Origin of the sequence: Rhizobium sp. ARZ01, from assembly GCF_014851675.1 — a bacterium.
Taxonomy (GTDB): domain Bacteria; phylum Pseudomonadota; class Alphaproteobacteria; order Rhizobiales; family Rhizobiaceae; genus Mycoplana.
On sequence record NZ_JACVAE010000001.1, the window covers coordinates 188,976 to 205,913 of the forward strand.

15 protein-coding genes are annotated in these 16,938 nt (G+C 62.4%); 10 read left to right on the forward strand and 5 right to left on the reverse strand.

Going from position 1 to position 16,938, the window contains the following annotated elements; genetic code table 11:
* Positions 1–109: 109 nt before the first annotated feature.
* Positions 110–496, reverse strand: a complete 387-nt coding sequence (locus tag IB238_RS00845; protein WP_192242492.1) for a DUF305 domain-containing protein — start codon at positions 494–496, stop codon at positions 110–112.
* A 65-nt stretch (positions 497–561) separates the two neighbouring features.
* The gene (locus IB238_RS00850) at positions 562–984 is read right to left on the reverse strand and encodes a hypothetical protein (protein ID WP_192242494.1); all 423 of its coding nucleotides are present in this window, start codon (positions 982–984) and stop codon (positions 562–564) included.
* An 85-nt stretch (positions 985–1,069) separates the two neighbouring features.
* Between IB238_RS00850 and hisS the strand changes: the two genes are divergently transcribed.
* The 6 genes from hisS to IB238_RS00880 all read left to right on the forward strand — a co-directional run bounded on the left by hisS (position 1,070) and on the right by IB238_RS00880 (position 9,487).
* Positions 1,070–2,590: a histidine--tRNA ligase gene (hisS, locus tag IB238_RS00855; protein ID WP_192242496.1), complete on the forward strand. Its 1,521-nt coding sequence runs from the start codon at positions 1,070–1,072 to the stop codon at positions 2,588–2,590.
* Between the two features lie 13 nt (positions 2,591–2,603).
* Entirely contained in the window at positions 2,604–3,743 is a 1,140-nt protein-coding gene (locus IB238_RS00860) for an ATP phosphoribosyltransferase regulatory subunit (protein ID WP_192242498.1), read from the forward strand.
* Positions 3,740–4,435, forward strand: coding sequence for an ATP phosphoribosyltransferase (gene hisG / locus IB238_RS00865; RefSeq protein ID WP_192242500.1), 696 nt, complete (start codon positions 3,740–3,742; stop codon positions 4,433–4,435). Before IB238_RS00860 ends, hisG begins: the two co-directional genes overlap by 4 nt.
* Before the next feature lie 65 nt (positions 4,436–4,500).
* On the forward strand, positions 4,501–5,208 hold the full coding sequence (locus tag IB238_RS00870; protein ID WP_192242502.1) for a glutathione binding-like protein: 708 nt from the start codon (positions 4,501–4,503) through the stop codon (positions 5,206–5,208).
* Between the two features lie 94 nt (positions 5,209–5,302).
* Positions 5,303–6,520, forward strand: a complete 1,218-nt coding sequence (locus tag IB238_RS00875) for an FAD-dependent oxidoreductase (RefSeq protein WP_192242505.1) — start codon at positions 5,303–5,305, stop codon at positions 6,518–6,520.
* Positions 6,521–6,706: 186 nt separating this feature from the next.
* Positions 6,707–9,487, forward strand: coding sequence for an EAL domain-containing protein (locus tag IB238_RS00880; RefSeq protein ID WP_192242507.1), 2,781 nt, complete (start codon positions 6,707–6,709; stop codon positions 9,485–9,487).
* 19 nt (positions 9,488–9,506) lie between these two features.
* On the opposite strand, the gene IB238_RS00885 is transcribed toward IB238_RS00880, so the two are convergent.
* The 3 genes from IB238_RS00885 to groES all read right to left on the reverse strand — a co-directional run bounded on the left by IB238_RS00885 (position 9,507) and on the right by groES (position 12,421).
* A complete protein-coding gene (locus tag IB238_RS00885; RefSeq protein WP_192242509.1) occupies positions 9,507–9,953 on the reverse strand; it encodes a hypothetical protein in 447 nt (148 codons plus the stop codon).
* 455 nt (positions 9,954–10,408) lie between these two features.
* Positions 10,409–12,049, reverse strand: coding sequence for a chaperonin GroEL (groL, locus tag IB238_RS00890; RefSeq protein ID WP_192242511.1), 1,641 nt, complete (start codon positions 12,047–12,049; stop codon positions 10,409–10,411).
* A 75-nt stretch (positions 12,050–12,124) separates the two neighbouring features.
* Positions 12,125–12,421 carry a co-chaperone GroES gene (gene groES, locus IB238_RS00895; protein WP_192242513.1) on the reverse strand — a complete coding sequence of 99 codons (297 nt, stop codon included), beginning with the start codon at positions 12,419–12,421 and terminating at the stop codon, positions 12,125–12,127.
* A 269-nt stretch (positions 12,422–12,690) separates the two neighbouring features.
* On the opposite strand from groES, the gene IB238_RS00900 reads away from it, so the two are divergent.
* The 4 genes from IB238_RS00900 (at position 12,691) to IB238_RS00915 (ending at position 16,835) form a co-directional block, all read left to right on the forward strand.
* Positions 12,691–13,524, forward strand: a complete 834-nt coding sequence (locus tag IB238_RS00900; protein WP_192242515.1) for a sulfurtransferase/chromate resistance protein — start codon at positions 12,691–12,693, stop codon at positions 13,522–13,524.
* On the forward strand, positions 13,517–14,896 hold the full coding sequence (chrA, locus tag IB238_RS00905) for a chromate efflux transporter (RefSeq protein ID WP_348648180.1): 1,380 nt from the start codon (positions 13,517–13,519) through the stop codon (positions 14,894–14,896). Before IB238_RS00900 ends, chrA begins: the two co-directional genes overlap by 8 nt.
* 90 nt (positions 14,897–14,986) lie before the next feature.
* Positions 14,987–15,835, forward strand: coding sequence for a TIGR01459 family HAD-type hydrolase (locus IB238_RS00910; RefSeq protein WP_192242519.1), 849 nt, complete (start codon positions 14,987–14,989; stop codon positions 15,833–15,835).
* A 19-nt stretch (positions 15,836–15,854) separates the two neighbouring features.
* Positions 15,855–16,835, forward strand: coding sequence for a bifunctional riboflavin kinase/FAD synthetase (locus tag IB238_RS00915; RefSeq protein ID WP_192242521.1), 981 nt, complete (start codon positions 15,855–15,857; stop codon positions 16,833–16,835).
* The last annotated feature ends 103 nt before the right edge of the window (positions 16,836–16,938 follow it).

The following is a 16,938-nucleotide window of genomic DNA, read 5'->3' on the forward strand; positions in this document are numbered from 1 at the left end:
CGAAATGCCAAAGCAAGGCCGCCGCACTAGCGGCGCTTTCAAAGACGCCAGCATCTTAAATCGAATGCGAACGAACCCGGCGATGGTCTCGCCGGGTTCGTCGTTTTGGTTACTTGGCGTTCTTTTCCAGCCAGGCTTTCATCATTTCGATTTCACCTTCCTGGGCCTTGATCACCTCTTCGGCGAGCTTGCGCATCGCCGGATCCTTGCCGTGCTCGAGCTCGATCTTGGCCATGTCGATCGCGCCCTGGTGGTGGGCGATCATGCCGCGGGCGAAGTCGACGTCGGCATTGCCGCTGAACTCGATGTCCATTCCGGCATGCATCTTGGCGTTGGCTTCCGCGAAGGCTTGGCTCGAGGGTCCCTGGTCGCCCTTCGTTTCGGCCATTTGGATGGTGGAATGATCCATCGGCTGATGGGAGGAATCCTGCGCAAAAGCGGGCAGGGCGAGAAGAAGCGCGAGGGCGACGCCCGGCGCGAAGGTCTTGATGTTCATTGTCATGTCCTATCTGAAATTGGTCTGCGGAGCAGCGCTCCGCGTGCTTTAGGTTTTCAGCAGGCTCAGTTTCGGGGAGGTGGTTCCAGAGGCAGGACATATCCGCCAAGCAGCGTGTTGCTGATTGCGGCGGGGTGGACGGACGGAGCCGGTGGCGGCGCGATCCTGTCTGCCTCGGCCACAACGGCGAAACAGGCTGAGCACAGCAGCGGGTGGACCGCTTGATGCTTCTGGTTGCCGTGATCCTGGTGCTTGCCCCCGGACAGATGGCCTGCGTGTTCGTTGGCCACCGTGGCCGCGTGCAGCGACGCAGCCATCGCGGGCGTCCAGCCGGCGAGGAGGGCGGCGACAAAGGCCAGGATCACGAACAGTCTTCTCATGCCGCTGATGTAGGGAAACAATCTGGAGGTGAAAAGTCCCGATCGGCTATTTTCTTCTTCATCGGATTCGCGTGCTCTGCCGGAGGCCTGAATGATCGGCCGGTGCATCGTCAGCCGCCGCCGCCCTTGCCGCACCCCGCCCAATCCGCTAGGGAAGCCACCAAAAGCGATATCAGCATTCTGGGCGTCCACGATGAGCGAAAAGCAGAAAAAACCGCAGAAACTGAAGGCCCGCCTGCCGCGCGGCTTTGTCGATCGTTCCGCCGCCGATATTCGCGCCGTGGGCGAGATGACGGCGAAGATCCGCGAAGTCTATGAGCGCTACGGTTTTGACCCGGTTGAGACGCCGCTGTTCGAGTATACGGATGCGCTCGGCAAGTTCCTGCCCGACAGCGATCGCCCGAACGAAGGCGTGTTCTCGCTGCAGGACGACGACGACCAGTGGATGTCGTTGCGCTACGACCTCACGGCGCCGCTCGCCCGCCACGTGGCCGAGAACTTCAACGAGATCCAGCTTCCCTACCGCACCTATCGCGCCGGCTACGTCTTCCGCAACGAGAAGCCCGGCCCGGGTCGCTTCCGCCAGTTCATGCAGTTCGATGCCGACACGGTCGGCACCGCCGGCGTTCAGGCCGATGCCGAGATGTGCATGATGATGGCCGACACGATGGAGGCGCTTGGTATCGCGCGCGGCGACTACGTGATCCGCGTCAACAACCGCAAGGTGCTCGACGGCGTGCTGGAGGCGATCGGCCTCGGCGGTGACGACAAGGCCAATGCGCGCCTTAATGTGCTGCGCGCCATCGACAAGCTCGACAAGTTCGGCCCCGAGGGCGTGCGCCTGCTCTTGGGCGAAGGCCGCAAGGACGAGAGCGGCGACTTCACCAAGGGTGCCGGGCTCGGCGCCGAACAGATCGAGAAGGTTCTCTTTTTCGTCGGTATCAAGGACTATGCCGAGAGCGCGGAGCATCTCGCCGAAATCGTCGCCGGCACTGCCAGGGGACCGGAAGGTGTGGATGAACTGAACCAGATCGGCCATCTGGTATCGTCGGCCGGCTACGAGTCTGATCGGATCAAGATCGATCCCTCGGTCGTGCGCGGTCTCGAATACTACACCGGCCCCGTCTTCGAGGCCGAGTTGCAGTTCGCCGTGACCAACGAGAAGGGCGAGAAGGTCGTCTTCGGCTCGGTCGGCGGCGGTGGTCGCTATGACGGGCTCGTCTCGCGCTTCATGGGCCAGCCGGTTCCGGCGACGGGCTTTTCCATCGGCGTCTCCCGCCTGATGACGGCGCTGAAGAACCTCGGCAAGCTTGGCGAGGACGAGGTGGTGGCACCCGTGCTCGTGACCGTCATGGACGGCGATATCGAGAGCATGGGCCGCTATCAGCGCTTCACCCAGGCGCTGCGTGCTGCCGGCATTCGCGCGGAGATGTACCAGGGCAACTGGAAGAAGTTCGGCAACCAGTTGAAATATGCCGACCGCCGCGGCTGCCCGATCGCCATCATCCAGGGCGGCGACGAGCGCGCGCTCGGCGTCGTGCAGATCAAGGACCTGATCGAGGGCAAGCGACTTGCCGGCGACATCGAGGACAACGTCACCTGGCGCGAGGCGCGCGTGGCGCAGGTCGTGGTATCGGAAGAAGACATGATCCAGCGTGTTCGTGAGATCCTGGCCCATCAGGCCGATGACCGGGCGCGAGCCACCAAAGGCTGAGGGAAGGCGCACCATGCCGCTGATCAATCTCCCCGCCTTCGTCCCCGAACTGCTCGCCGAATTCGCAAGCCTTGACACGGAACGTGTCGACACGCCGGTGATCCAGCCGGCCGAGCCGTTCCTCGACATGGCCGGCGAGGACCTGCGTCGGCGCATCTTCATGACCGAGAGCGAGACCGGCCAGAGCCTTTGCCTGCGTCCCGAGTTCACCATTCCCGTCTGCCTGCGCCACATCGAAACCGCGACCGGGACGCCCAGGCGCTATGCCTATCTCGGCGAGGTCTTCCGCCAGCGGCGCGAGGGCGCCAACGAGTTCTATCAGGCGGGCATCGAGGACCTGGGCGAGGGCGATGTCGCCCGCGCCGATGCGCGCGCCGTTCATGATGCGCTGTTGGTGCTCGGCAACCGGCTGCCCGGACGAACCCTCAAGGTGGTTCTGGGCGACCAGAGTGTTTTTGAAGCGGTCGTCGCTGCATGCGGGCTGCACTCGGGGTGGCAGAAGCGGCTGATCCACGCCTTTGGCAATCAGGATCGGTTGCGCAAGCTCTTGTCGGAACTGTCGGAGCCCGTCGCGAAGGGGGTATTCGGCCCGGAGGTGGAACGTCTGGCAAGCCTCGGCCTGCTCGAGGAGGAGGCGACGCTCGCCCGCCACATCGACGAGACGATGCAGGCGACAGGCTACTCGACCAACGCCAGCCGCAGCCCGGTCGACATTGCGCGGCGACTTCGCGAGAAGATGACGCTGGCCAGCACGCGCCTCGATGCCGGCACGCTCGATACCTTGCGTGCATTTCTTGCAATCGAAACGCCATTCGCTGATGCACCAAAGGCCCTCAACGATTTCGCCCGTACGGCCGGCCTTGCCATAGACGAGGCGCTGTCGCGTTTTGAAGCCCGTGCGAAGGCGCTTGTCGATGCGGGCGTCGACCCGGCGTCGATCACCTATCGCAGCGCTTTCGGCCGGCCGCTCGACTACTACACAGGGCTTGTCTTCGAGATCACCGCCAACGACAATCCCGCGGTACTGGCCGGCGGGGGCCGTTTCGACCGGCTGATGACGCTGCTTGGTGCGACGACGCGTATCCCGGCCGTGGGCTTTTCGCTTTGGCTCGACCGCATCGAACAGGCGATTTCGGAAGGCGTATCCGCATGACCATCACCATTGCGCTTCCTTCCAAGGGCCGCATGAAGGAGGACGCCTCGGAGATCTTTTCCAGGGCAGGCTTCACGATTACCTCCGTCGGCAACGACCGCTCCTATCGCGGGCGCGTTGAGGGCCGCGACGACATCGAGATCGCCTTCCTCTCGGCCTCGGAGATTTCCCGCGAGATCGGCAACGGCTCGGTCGATTTCGGCGTCACCGGCGAGGATCTGGTGCGCGAGGGGTTGGCTGAGGCCGACGCCCGCGTCGAGTTCTGCGCCCGCCTCGGTTTCGGTCATGCCGATGTCGTCGTCGCCGTGCCGGAAATCTGGCTCGATGTCGACACCATGGCCGATCTCGGCGACGTGGCCGCCGATTTCCGCGCCCGCCATGGCCGGCGCCTGACGATCGCAACAAAATACTGGCGGCTGACGCAGCAGTTCTTTTCCGGCAACCACGGCATCCAGCTCTATCGCATCGTCGAGAGCCTTGGCGCCACTGAAGGCGCGCCAGCCTCCGGCTCGGCCGACATCATCGTCGACATCACCTCGACCGGCTCGACGCTCACAGCCAACCACCTGAAAATTCTGTCCGATGGCGTGATCCTGAGGTCCGAGGCTTGCCTTGTGCGGGCCCGCCGGGAGAGCCACGCGGGTGATCCGGTAGTCGAAGAGATTATCCAGGCGGTGCGCAAGGTTCTTTGATCGGGGGACTGGCCCGGGCGGAAACGGCATCCTATGTAGGGGCTCCATCGAACGAGGAGTTGTCCGTGGTCGACCTTACTGCTTTTCCTATCACCAAGAAGTGGCCTGCAAAAAACCCCGACATCATCCAGCTCTATTCGTTGCCGACGCCGAACGGCGTGAAGGTTTCGATCGCGCTGGAGGAGCTTGGCCTTGCTTACGAAGCGCATCGCGTCGATTTCGGCGCCAACGAACAGAAGTCTCCAGAGTTCGAGTCCCTTAATCCCAACGGCCGCATCCCTGCGCTGATCGATCCGAACGGCCCCGACGGAAAACCGATCGGTCTCTTCGAATCCGGTGCGATCCTCTACTATCTTGCCGAAAAGACGGGCAAGCTGATCCCCGCCTATGCCGCAGGCCGCTACGAGACGCTGTGCTGGGTCATGTTCCAGATGGGCGGGGTCGGGCCGATGTTCGGCCAGTTCGGCCATTTCTACAAATACGCCGCCGAGAAGGTCGCCAACAATTCCTACCCCGTAGAGCGCTACCGCGACGAGGCCAAGCGGTTGCTCGGCGTCATGGAAGGCCGGCTGAAGAGCCAGCAGTGGATTATGGGCGACACCTATACGATCGCCGATATCGCGCTCTTTCCATGGGTCCGCGGCGCAGACGTGTTCTACGGCGGCCGGAACGTGATCGGCTACGACGATTTCCCCGCCGTCATGGCCTGGCTGGAGCGCTGCCTTGCCCGCCCGGCCTCTGATCGGGGCATCGACGTTCCCGTCAAGGAGTGACGCAAAGGCGCGACCGGGCGGCGCGCCAGCGCGTTGACGTCGCCCGCCACTGCGCGCTACCTCTGACGAAACGCAAGGACGCAGGATCAGCATCGTGACCGGAAGATTGGTAGTCGTGGGCGGCGGACAGGCCGCGTTTGCCTTGGTCGCAAAACTGCGCGCGCTGAAGGATATGCGTCCGATCACGATCGTTGGTTCTGAGGCGAGCCTGCCCTATCAGCGCCCGCCGCTGTCGAAGAAGTACCTTCTCGGCGAGGCCGACCTTACTCGCCTGCAGTTCCGTCCCGAAACCTGGTATCCGGAGAACGACGTCGAGGTCAGGCTTTCGACCACGGTGACCTCGATCGACCGGGCGGCAAAGACCGTCGCGCTCGATGACGGCTCGAAGCTTGACTACGAGTATCTGGCGCTCGCCACAGGCGCTGCGCCGCGCCGCTTGTCGGCGGAGGTCGGTGGCAACCTCGAGGGCGTCTACACGGTGCGCGACTATCTCGATGCCGATCGCCTCGGACTTGAAATGACCGAAGGACGCAAGGTGCTGGTTGTCGGTGGCGGCTATATCGGGCTGGAGGCGGCCGCGGTTGCGCGGGGCAGGGGGCTGAACGTCACCGTCATCGAGATGGCTGACCGCATCCTCCAGCGCGTCGCCTCGCCGGCAACCGCGACGATCCTCAAGGCGATCCATATGGCCCGCGGCGTCGATGTCCGCGAGAAGACGGGGCTCGTTCGGCTGATCGGCGAGGAAGGTCGCGTCACCGGGGCGGAGCTCTCCGATGGTTTTGTCCTGCCCGCCGATATCGTCATCGTCGGTATCGGCATCGCGCCGAACGACCAGCTTGCGCGCGACGCCGGCCTCGAGGTCGCGCATGGCATTGTCGTCGATGAGTTTGCCCGCACCTCCGACCCCGCGATCTTCGCCATGGGCGACTGCGCGGTACTGCCTTTCGAGGGCAAGAGGGTGCGGCTGGAATCCGTGCAGAATGCCGTCGATCAGGCCGAAGCCGCGGCCGCCGTCATCGCCGGCGGCAATGACCCCTACGTGCCGAAGCCCTGGTTCTGGTCGGATCAGTATGACGTGAAACTGCAGATTGCCGGCTTCTGCATGGGCTACGACGATACCCTGGTCCGACCTGGTCAGCGGGAGGGCAGCGTTTCGGTCTGGTATTTCCGCGACGGCCGCTTTATCGCCGTCGATGCTGTCAACGACGCCAAGGCCTATGTGGTCGGCAAGAAGCTGCTTGAACTCGGGCGCAGTCCGGATCGGGCGCAGCTTGAAGATCCGTCTTTGGATCTGAAGGCACTGACGCTTTAGTCAGCCAGTCTTGGCATTGTTTAGATAGGGCAGCTTGACCCCTTCCGGCTGGGTGTGCCGTTTTGCGTTTATTAAGCATCATGCGGCAAAGGGTTGCAACGAGTCCGCCCCTTGCGGCCCGGTTCATGCATTTTTCAACATTCTGCGGCTGAGTGCGCTTCCAAAGCCCACACTACCGGATTTCCCATGCTCCGCATCCTCACCTGCCTCACCGTAGAGCACGATCTGCGGTTGGTTCTCCTCGCTGCTTTGATCTGCTTACTCTCCTGCTATGTGGCGGTGTCTCTGACCCACCGGGCCAGGTCCGCATCGGGAAAAGCGCGGATACTGTGGCTCGGGGCTGCCGGCGTCGCGAGTGGGTTCGGTATCTGGGCAACGCACTTTATCGCCATGCTGGCCTACGATCCGGGCGTCGTCATCGGCTACGGTTTGCACCTGACGCTGGCATCGCTTGTTGTCGCCATCGCCGTAACAACGAGCGGTGCCGCATTTGCGACCTATGTTGCCGGCCCGGCCGCGGCAGCCAGCGGCGGGCTCATCGTTGCCGCTGGCGTTGCCGGCATGCACTATCTCGGAATGGCAGCGCTTGAGCTGCCCGGTGAGATCATCTGGGACCGTGCGCTGGTCGCAACATCCCTCGCTGGGGGCGCGCTTTTCTGTGGCCTGTCGCTGGTGCTGTGTATGCGCCGAGGAGGGAGTGCGGTATCGCGCCTTACCGCGACCGTCTTCATGGTACTTGGCGTCGTCTCGCTGCATTTCGTAGCGATGGCGGCCGTCACCGTTGTGCCGGGGCCGATGCAAGTCAATGACAGCGCAGTGTTGTCGCCCGCACTGATGGCGCCTTTGATCGCAGTCGTGGCCTTCTCTCTGCTTTTCACCGGATTGACGGCTGCGATCTTCGCGCGGCAGACGGAGACGGCTGTCAACGACAGTCTGCGCCAGTTTGCATTGCTGGTTCAGGGCGTCACCGACTATGCAATCTACATGCTCGATCCGAAGGGCGTCGTTGCCAACTGGAACGCCGGGGCGGAGCGCAACAAGGGATACAAGGCGAACGAAATCGTCGGACAGCATTTCTCCCGCTTCTATGACGAGGCAGATCGCGAGGCAGGCCTTCCGGAAGAAGCGCTGAGGATCGCGCGCGAGGAGGGCAAGCATGAAGCCGAGGGACGTCGTTACCGGAAGGACGGGACGCATTTCTGGGCGCATGTCACGATCGACGCGATCCATGATGAGAATGGCACGCTGCTCGGCTATGCCAAAATCACCAAGGACGTGACAAAAGAAAAGGCCAACGCCGACCGCATCGCAGAGGTCAGCAAGAACCTCGATCTGGCGCTGGAGAACATGTCCCAGGGGCTGTGCCTGTACGACCGCGACGAGAAGCTTGTGTTCTCCAACAAGCGCTTTGCGGAGCTGTTCGATCTGTCTGACCAGCGTGTGCGCGCGGGCCTTACCTTCCGGGAACTTATCGACAGGGCTCTGGCGGATACGTATCGGGCGCCGGAAATTTGGCTGCCGAAGGCCTCCGAACTCTATGGGCGCCATCGCGCGATCATCCAGCAGAGCGGTGGGGTCGTCGAGAAGCTGCCGAAGGGAATATCCGTCCAGATCAGATATCGTGCCCTTGCCGATGGCGGCTGGGTGGCGACCTATGAGGACATTTCCGAGCGCCTGCGCAACGAGGAACAGATCGCCTTCATGGCACGGCACGACGGGCTCACGGGCTTGCCGAACCGCGCGAATTTCAACGACAGCCTCGCAACCGCCATCGAGCATGCCGGCCGTTTCTCCGGCAAGGTCGCAGCGATCGGCATCGACCTCGACAGGTTCAAGGAAATCAATGACACGCGCGGCCACGCGGTCGGGGACCAGGTATTGATCACGCTTTCACAGCGCATGCAGGCTTGCCTCGGGCCGGATGAGTCGGTCGCCCGCTTCGGTGGCGATGAGTTCGCTGCCTCCAAGCGCTTCGACGATGTCGGCGAGCTCAATGACTTCATCGAGCGGCTGGAGCGATGCTTCCAGGAAGACATCATCATTGACGGTTACGAGATCAAGCCTGGGGCGAGCCTCGGCGTTGCGATCTATCCTCAAGACGCCGACGACCTCGAAGCGCTCCTCAATAATGCCGACCTTGCGATGTATCGGGCCAAGGACGCGCTGACGCAGACCGTCTGCTTCTACGAGGTTTCCATGGACGAAGCAGCCCGCAGTCGGCGTCTTATTGCCAACGACCTGTGGCTTGCCGTCGAACGAAACGAACTACACTTGCACTATCAGGTCCAGAAGGCCGTCGGTTCCGGCTTCATTACCGGATATGAGGTGCTTCTGCGGTGGAACAATGCCGAAAGAGGCGCGATCGCTCCATCAGATTTCATTCCGGTTGCCGAGGAATGTGGCGCCATCATACCGATCGGCGAGTGGGTGCTGCGGGAGGCCTGCCGGGAGGCGGCGAGCTGGGAGCAACCGCACAAGATCGCGGTCAATCTCTCGCCGGTGCAACTCGCCCATGCCGATGTCGCGGGCCTGGTTCAGCGTGTTCTGCTTGAAACGGGCCTTGCTCCTCAGCGGCTTGAGCTGGAAATAACGGAATCGACCATCATCGGCGACAAGGAGCGCGCCCTCCACACGCTGCGCCAGATCAAGGCGCTCGGCGTCACCATTGCGATCGACGATTTTGGCACAGGCTACTCGTCGCTGGAGACGCTGCGTTCCTTCCCGTTCGACAAGATCAAGCTGGATCGCAGCTTCATGAACGAAGTGGAGGACAGTCCGCAGGCGAAGGCCATCCTCCGCGCGATCGTGGCGCTCGGGCAAACCCTGGAAGTCCCGGTACTCGCCGAAGGCGTCGAGACCAAGGACCAGCTTGATATCCTTCTCACTGAGGGATGCAACGAAGCGCAGGGATACTACCTCGGTCGGCCGCAACCGATGACGAGCAAGGGCGAAACGAAGGCCGCATAGGATTTGCCAGACCTTGCGTTTACTGCGGCTTGAATACCTGGCTGACGCGATCGAGCTGGAAGCGAGGGAAGAGGAATAGCCCGATGATCGTGCCGGCATAGCGCTGCTCAAGGCCCGTCGATTCACCGACGCAGAAGACCGGCTGGCGCGGTGCGCCGGTCGCGTTGATCGTCGTCGAAAAGCAGAAGCTCGAAGATGCGGTAGCCGCCTGTTCGAACAATTCGAGCACTCGGCCGCGATCCAGTGGCTCATAGCAGCGCACGAGATTGAGAAGACCGCAATTGCGCTGATCCAGCCCATGCATCCGGGCGGCTTTCTCGCCCAGCCGGAAAAGACCGTTCGACAGGTCGCCGGTCCAACGCTCCGTGACGCAATATTGCGTCAGCAGTTCATTGTCCGAGGAATCGAATGAAATGGAGCCAGGCACGAACGGCGAAGCGAAAGCGGTCTTGGCAATCTTGAACACATCTAACCCCAGCCGGTAGGTCCGACTCCACCATCGCGCCGTCTTTCCGTGACGACGCTGCAAGCAAACTCACTGCGTTCGGCGAAGGTGCGGGCTTCTCCGGATCGCAATTCACTTCGCGACGCCTGTCCGGTCCCGGCAAAGAGCCTGCCAGTCAAACAGCCGTCCTCCGACAAGATCTTTCGATCGTGCCGGCAATCATATTATGATTAGGCATTCCTTGAATTCAAAGGACATGTTCGCTGCAGGGTTAATGCGCAACGCGTTCCCGGCCCTCGCATTCCCGACACCTCACCCCTTCCGGCAAGTCTTTTGCTTGCTTGGGGCGCTTCTATACTGTGTTTTTTGCAACCAGCAATAACTTCAAGCACGAATTTGCAGCTATCAAGTCGCAGGAAACAACAAAAAGGGCGGCCCGAAGGCCGCCCCCTGCATGTCATAAGACTTTCGTCTAATTACATCATGCCGTCCATGCCCATGCCGCCCATGCCGCCCGGCATGCCGCCAGCAGCTTCCTTCTTCGGCAGCTCGGCGATCATGGCTTCGGTGGTGACGAGCAGGCCGGCAACCGAAGCAGCGTCCTGGAGAGCGGTGCGAACGACCTTGACCGGGTCGACGATGCCCATGGCGATCATGTCGCCATACTCGCCGGTCTGGGCGTTGTAGCCGAAGTTGTCGCTCTTCTCGTCCAGAATCTTGCCGACGACGATCGAAGCTTCGTCACCAGCGTTCTCGGCGATCTGGCGGGCAGGAGCCTGCAGGGCGCGGCGAACGATGCTGACACCGGCTTCCTGGTCGGCGTTCTCGCCCTTGACCTTCAGCTGGGCGGAGGCACGCAGCAGAGCGACGCCGCCGCCCGGTACGATGCCTTCCTGAACGGCAGCGCGCGTCGCGTTGAGCGCGTCGTCGATGCGGTCCTTCTTTTCCTTCACTTCGATTTCCGTCGAACCGCCGACGCGGATCACAGCAACGCCGCCGGCGAGCTTTGCAAGGCGTTCCTGCAGCTTCTCGCGGTCGTAGTCCGAAGTGGTTTCTTCGATCTGGGCCTTGATCTGAGCGACGCGGCCTTCGATTTCAGCCTTCTGGCCGGCACCGTCGACGATCGTCGTGTTTTCCTTGGAGATCGAAACCTTCTTCGCACGGCCGAGCATGTCGAGCGTGACGTTTTCGAGCTTGATACCGAGGTCTTCGGAGATCACCGTGCCGCCCGTGAGGATGGCGATGTCTTCGAGCATGGCCTTGCGGCGATCGCCGAAGCCAGGAGCCTTGACGGCAGCGATCTTGAGGCCGCCACGCAGCTTGTTGACGACGAGCGTTGCAAGAGCTTCGCCTTCGACGTCTTCAGCGATGATGACGAGCGGCTTGCCGGTCTGAACGACGGCTTCAAGAACCGGGAGCATCGCCTGCAGGTTCGACAGCTTCTTCTCGTGCAGGAGAACGTAAGCGTCGTCGAGGTCTGCGATCATCTTTTCCGGGTTGGTGACGAAGTAGGGCGACAGGTAGCCGCGGTCGAACTGCATGCCTTCGACGACTTCGAGTTCGGTCTCGGCGGTCTTGGCTTCTTCAACCGTGATGACGCCCTCGTTGCCGACCTTCTGCATGGCTTCAGCAATATCGAGACCGATCTGCTTTTCGCCGTTTGCCGAGATCGTGCCGACCTGTGCAACTTCTTCCGAAGTGTTGATCTTCTTGGCCTTGGCCTGGAGATCCTTGACGACTTCCTTGACGGCGAGGTCGATGCCGCGCTTCAGGTCCATCGGGTTCATGCCGGCAGCAACGGCCTTTGCGCCTTCACGAACGATCGCCTGGGCCAGAACGGTTGCGGTGGTCGTGCCGTCACCGGCGATGTCGTTGGTCTTCGAAGCGACTTCGCGGACCATCTGGGCGCCCATGTTCTCGAACTTGTCTTCCAGTTCGATTTCCTTGGCAACGGAAACGCCGTCCTTGGTGATGCGCGGAGCGCCGAAGGACTTGTCGATGATGACGTTGCGACCCTTCGGGCCGAGCGTGACCTTCACTGCGTCAGCGAGAATGTCGACGCCACGAAGCATCTTTTCGCGAGCGGTGCGGCCGAATTTGATTTCTTTGGCTGCCATTTTCAAAACTCCTGGTTTCGAAATGCCGGTGGTTCCGGCTTGAAATTTACAGAAACGTTCGTGGGGAACCGGCGATCAGCCGATGATGCCCATGATGTCGGCTTCCTTCATGATCAGAAGCTCTTCGCCGTCGAGCTTGACCTCGGTGCCGGACCACTTGCCGAACAGGACGCGGTCGCCGACCTTGACGTCGAGAGCGACGATCTTGCCGCTTTCGTCACGCGCGCCCGAACCGACGGCGACGATTTCGCCTTCCTGCGGCTTTTCCTTCGCGGTATCCGGAATGATGATGCCGCCCTTGGTCTTTTCCTCGGACTCGACGCGACGTACGACGACGCGATCGTGCAGCGGACGGAAGTTGGTGCTTGCCATTGTCTAATCCCTCGATCAAATGACATTTCTCAGGTCGGGTCCGACCCGGTGGATAGGTGTTAGCACTCCAAGTTGGTGAGTGCTAGCGATAGGGGAGATAGGCTTGGGTCCGGATGGAGTCAAGAATTGGCCATCAAAAAAGTTGGCTCCCCGGATCCGATTGACTTGATTGCCGAGATTATGTTTAACGGTGGCATGGGGTTTGCGAATGCCCCACGAGGCGCCATGCCGAATTTCGCGTCCTTTTTGGCTCTATCGAGGGACGTATCATGGCTTCCTACAACGCAATTTCTCCCGAAAAACTTGCTCGCCTGATCGGCACGCCGAGAGCGCCGGTCATCATCGATGTGCGCGACGACGATGATTTCGCCGCCGCTCCTTGCCTGTTACCCTCGGCAATCCGCAAAAGCTACGCAGATGTCGAGGCCTGGGCTCCGGCCTACCGCGGCCGCTGGGTGGTGGTCACGTGCCAGAAAGGGCTAAAGCTGAGCGAGGGCGTTGCCGCCTTCCTGCGCCGTGCCGGCGCGCAAGCTGAAATCCTCGAAGGCGGGTTTGCCGCATGGCAGGAGACTGCCTTGCCGCTCGTTCCGGTCAAGAGCTTGCCGCAGGAAGAGACGGCCGGCGGCACGCTCTGGGTCACGCGGTCGCGCCCGAAGATCGACCGTATCGCCTGCCCCTGGCTCATCCGCCGTTTCATCGATCCTGAAGCGAGATTTCTCTTCGTCTCTCCCTCCGAGGTGGAGGCCGTGGCCGAACGGTTCGGGGCAACGCCTTTCGATGTTGAGGGCGTGTTCTGGAGCCATCGGGGCGAGCTGTGCAGCTTCGACGTGATGGTGGAGGAGTTTGGCCTTTCCTTCCCCGCCTTGAAGCATGTGGCGCGCATCGTCCGTGGCGCCGACACCAATCGGCCCGATCTCGAACCGCAGGCGGCGGGGCTGCTCGCAATTTCGCTCGGTCTGTCGCGCATGTATGTCGACGATCTCGAACAGCTTGAGGCCGGCATGCTCGTCTATGACGCGCTCTATCGCTGGGCGCGTGACGCCACGGACGAGAAGCACGACTGGGTCTCGCACACGCCGCGCAAGAGGGACGATCGTGGATAAGCCGGTTCTTTCCGGCGGTGCCGAGCTGTCGGCGCCGCCGCATCCCTCCTTTCGCGAGGCGCTCCGCGTTTGGGCGAAGATCGGTCTTTTGAGTTTCGGCGGTCCGGCCGGCCAGATCGCGCTGATGCACAAGGAACTCGTCGACGAGCGCCGCTGGATCTCGGAGAGCCGGTTCCTGCATGCACTGAACTACTGCATGCTGCTGCCGGGGCCAGAGGCCCAGCAGCTTGCCACCTACGTCGGCTGGCTCCTGCACGGCACGCGCGGCGGCATCGTGGCCGGAACGCTGTTCGTGCTGCCGGGCTTCCTCGTCATCTGCGCGCTGTCGGCGGCCTACGCTCTTTTTCAGCGGACCGACTGGCTGCAAAATCTCTTCTTCGGCTTGAAGGCCGCAGTTCTGGCGATCGTCCTCGAGGCGCTGGTGCGGGTTGCCGGTCGCGCACTCAAGACGCCGTTCGCACGCCTTCTGGCAGCACTCGCCTTCATGGGTCTGTTCTTCTTCGCATTGCCGTTTCCGCTGGTCATCGCGGCGGCGGGCATTGCAGGCTATCTTGTCGCGCGTAGGTCGCCGGGGCTTTTGCAGCCGCCGGCTGGCCACAAGGCGCATGCACCAGACAAACCCTCGGTGGTCGGTGAGACCTTTGCTGACAGGCGGCGGGGGCCTGGCGCAACACTCGGCGTCACCGTCGTGGGCGCCGCTCTCTGGGCGGCGCCCTTTGCGCTTCTGCCGCTGCTCCCCGAGGGGCCGGGTGCATTTGCCGACATCGGCATCTTCTTCTCCAAGATGGCGGTCGTCACTTTCGGCGGTGCCTATGCGGTGCTCGCCTATGTCGCCCAGCAGGCGGTCGAGACCTATCACTGGCTGAAGCCGGGAGAGATGGTGGACGGGCTGGCGCTCGCCGAAACGACACCGGGGCCGCTGGTCCTCGTCCTATCCTTCGTCGGGTTTCTCGCCGCGTTCCGGGATACGGCAGGTCTGGATCCGCTCGTGGCCGGCCTGCTCGGCGCGTTCCTCACCACCTGGGTGACCTTCGTTCCCTGTTTCCTCTGGATTTTCCTCGGTGCGCCCTATGTCGAGCGTCTGCGCGCCAACGCAGCCCTGTCCGGCGCGCTTGCGGCGATCTCGGCGGCCGTCGTCGGCGTCATCCTCAATCTCGCCGTCTGGTTCGGCCTGCACGTTCTCTTCCGGGAGGTGGGTACCCTTCGGATCGGCCCGGTCTCGATGGCGCTGCCGGAACCGGCCTCTCTCGATCCCCTTTCTCTCCTGCTGACCGCCGCTGCAGCCCTCATGCTGTTCCGCTTGCGCCTTGGGATCGTCTACACGCTCCTTGTCTGTGCGGTGGCGGGGTTCGCCCTGAACGCGCTCATTTGAGCCGGTGAACGGCAAAATTGCCATTTGGCCCTTGTTTTCTCGGTCCGGCTTTGCGATGTCAGCCGGGCTCTTCAGGATCGGGGAACCAGCATGGCCAAGTGTATTCAATCCTTTCGCGAGATCGCTGATCAGTACGACGTCGTGCTCTGCGACGTATGGGGCGTACTGCACAACGGTGTCGAGGCCTTCGCGCAGGCTTCCGAGGCGCTGGCAGAAGCGCGCGCCGCCGGCCTGACGGTTGTGCTGATCACCAATTCGCCGCGCCCGCGCCCCGGTGTAAAAGTGCAGATCCGCGGCCTTGGCGTTCTGGATGAGGCCTATGACCGCATCGTGACCTCCGGCGACGTGACCCGCTCGTTGATCACCGCCGGCCCGGAGAAGATCTACTTCATCGGTGCGCGCAAGGACGAGGCGTTGCTGGACGGCCTTGGCGTCGAGGCCGTTTCGGCGGAGGAAGCTGGCATCGTCGTCTGCGCGGGCCTGCGCAATGACGAAAAGGAAACGGCGGAGGACTATCGCGCGGAGCTGGAAAAGCTCGCGGCCCGCCATCTGCCCTTCATCTGCGCCAATCCCGATCTGGTCGTGGAACGCGGCCATCGGCTGATCCCGTGCGCCGGCGCGCTCGCCAAGCTCTACACAGACCTGGGTGGAACGACGCTGATCGCCGGCAAGCCGCATCGGCCGATCTATGAGAAGTCGCTCGAGGAGGCACGCGAGGTGCGGGACGGGTTCGATCTTTCACGCGTGATTGCCATCGGCGACGGCATGCCGACCGACGTGCGCGGCGCCGAAGCCTTCGGCCTCGATGTGCTCTATATTTCCGGCGGCATTCACGCCAAGGAATATGTCAAGGACGGCAAGACCGACGAGGCGAAGCTGGAAGCGTTTCTGGCGCGCGAGAAGGCGGCGCCGAAATGGTGGATGCCGCGATTGCAGTGATTTCAACGGACGAGGGCACATGACCGTATTCCATCGCAACGAAACGAAGGAGCCGCTGCCCGAGCGTCTTCGCGGCGGCGTGATCGCGATCGGCAATTTCGATGGCGTTCATCGGGGGCATCAGTCGGTTTTGCAGCGGGCGCTGGATATCGCCAAAGCGCGAGGCGTGCCGGCGCTGGTCCTCACCTTTGAGCCGCATCCCCGCACGGTCTTCCGCCCCGATCAGCCGGTCTTCCGCCTGACGCCTGCGTCATTGAAGGCGAAAATCCTCGAGGGCATGGGGTTTTCGGCAGTGATCGAATATCCCTTCAACCGGCAGTTCTCGCAGACGGCGGCAGCGGATTTCGTCCGCCAGGTGTTGATGGAGTGGCTGCACGCAAGCCATGTCGTCACCGGCTTCGATTTTCATTTCGGCAAGGGCAGAGAAGGTGGACCGGCCTTCCTGATGGCAGCCGGTGAGGAAAACGGCTTCGGCGTGACCCTGGTGGATGCCTTCCGTGACGAGAGCGCCGAGGTGATCTCGTCGAGCCGCATTCGCGAACTGCTTGCGAAAGGCTGCGTGCCTGAAGCCGCGGGCCTGCTCGGCTATCACTACACGGTGGAAGCCGAGGTGATCGGCGGCAAGAAGCTTGGTCGCACGCTCGGTTTCCCCACCGCCAATATGCAGCTTCCGCCAGAGGTGGAACTGCGAACCGGTATTTACGCGGTCCGCTTCCGCCGCGCCGACGGGACACTCTTCGACGGCGTCGCAAGCTACGGCCGTCGGCCGACCGTCGACAGCAACGGTGCGCCGCTGCTTGAGACCTTCGTCTTCGATTTTTCCGGCGATCTCTATGGCGAAACCTGCACGGTGTCCTTCTTCGAGCACCTGCGCGACGAACTGAAATTCGACGGACTCGACGCGCTGGTCGTGCAGATGAAGCGCGACGAGGAGGAGGCGCGGGCACTCCTTTCAGATGTGCGCCCCCTCGGCGAAATCGACCGGCTGCTCTGTTGCTGAAGAAGAAAACGTGCGGGCTGCGTCTCCGCACCTTTTCAATCGCGCCAAAACGCCGTAATACCGCGCGTCATGATGTTCTACCGGCTGACCATCGATCTGCGAA

Bases quoted from the DNA above. Each gene is read 5' to 3' on its own strand.
- groES (WP_192242513.1), bottom strand. From the start codon at position 12,421: ATGGCAAGCACCAACTTCCGTCCGCTGCACGATCGCGTCGTCGTACGT.
- IB238_RS00880 (WP_192242507.1), top strand. From the start codon at position 6,707: ATGCTCCGCATCCTCACCTGCCTCACCGTAGAGCACGATCTGCGGTTG.
- IB238_RS00845 (WP_192242492.1), bottom strand. From the start codon at position 496: ATGAACATCAAGACCTTCGCGCCGGGCGTCGCCCTCGCGCTTCTTCTC.
- IB238_RS00860 (WP_192242498.1), top strand. From the start codon at position 2,604: ATGCCGCTGATCAATCTCCCCGCCTTCGTCCCCGAACTGCTCGCCGAA.
- hisS (WP_192242496.1), top strand. From the start codon at position 1,070: ATGAGCGAAAAGCAGAAAAAACCGCAGAAACTGAAGGCCCGCCTGCCG.
- hisG (WP_192242500.1), top strand. From the start codon at position 3,740: ATGACCATCACCATTGCGCTTCCTTCCAAGGGCCGCATGAAGGAGGAC.
- IB238_RS00850 (WP_192242494.1), bottom strand. From the start codon at position 984: ATGCACCGGCCGATCATTCAGGCCTCCGGCAGAGCACGCGAATCCGAT.
- IB238_RS00910 (WP_192242519.1), top strand. From the start codon at position 14,987: ATGGCCAAGTGTATTCAATCCTTTCGCGAGATCGCTGATCAGTACGAC.
- IB238_RS00900 (WP_192242515.1), top strand. From the start codon at position 12,691: ATGGCTTCCTACAACGCAATTTCTCCCGAAAAACTTGCTCGCCTGATC.
- IB238_RS00915 (WP_192242521.1), top strand. From the start codon at position 15,855: ATGACCGTATTCCATCGCAACGAAACGAAGGAGCCGCTGCCCGAGCGT.
- groL (WP_192242511.1), bottom strand. From the start codon at position 12,049: ATGGCAGCCAAAGAAATCAAATTCGGCCGCACCGCTCGCGAAAAGATG.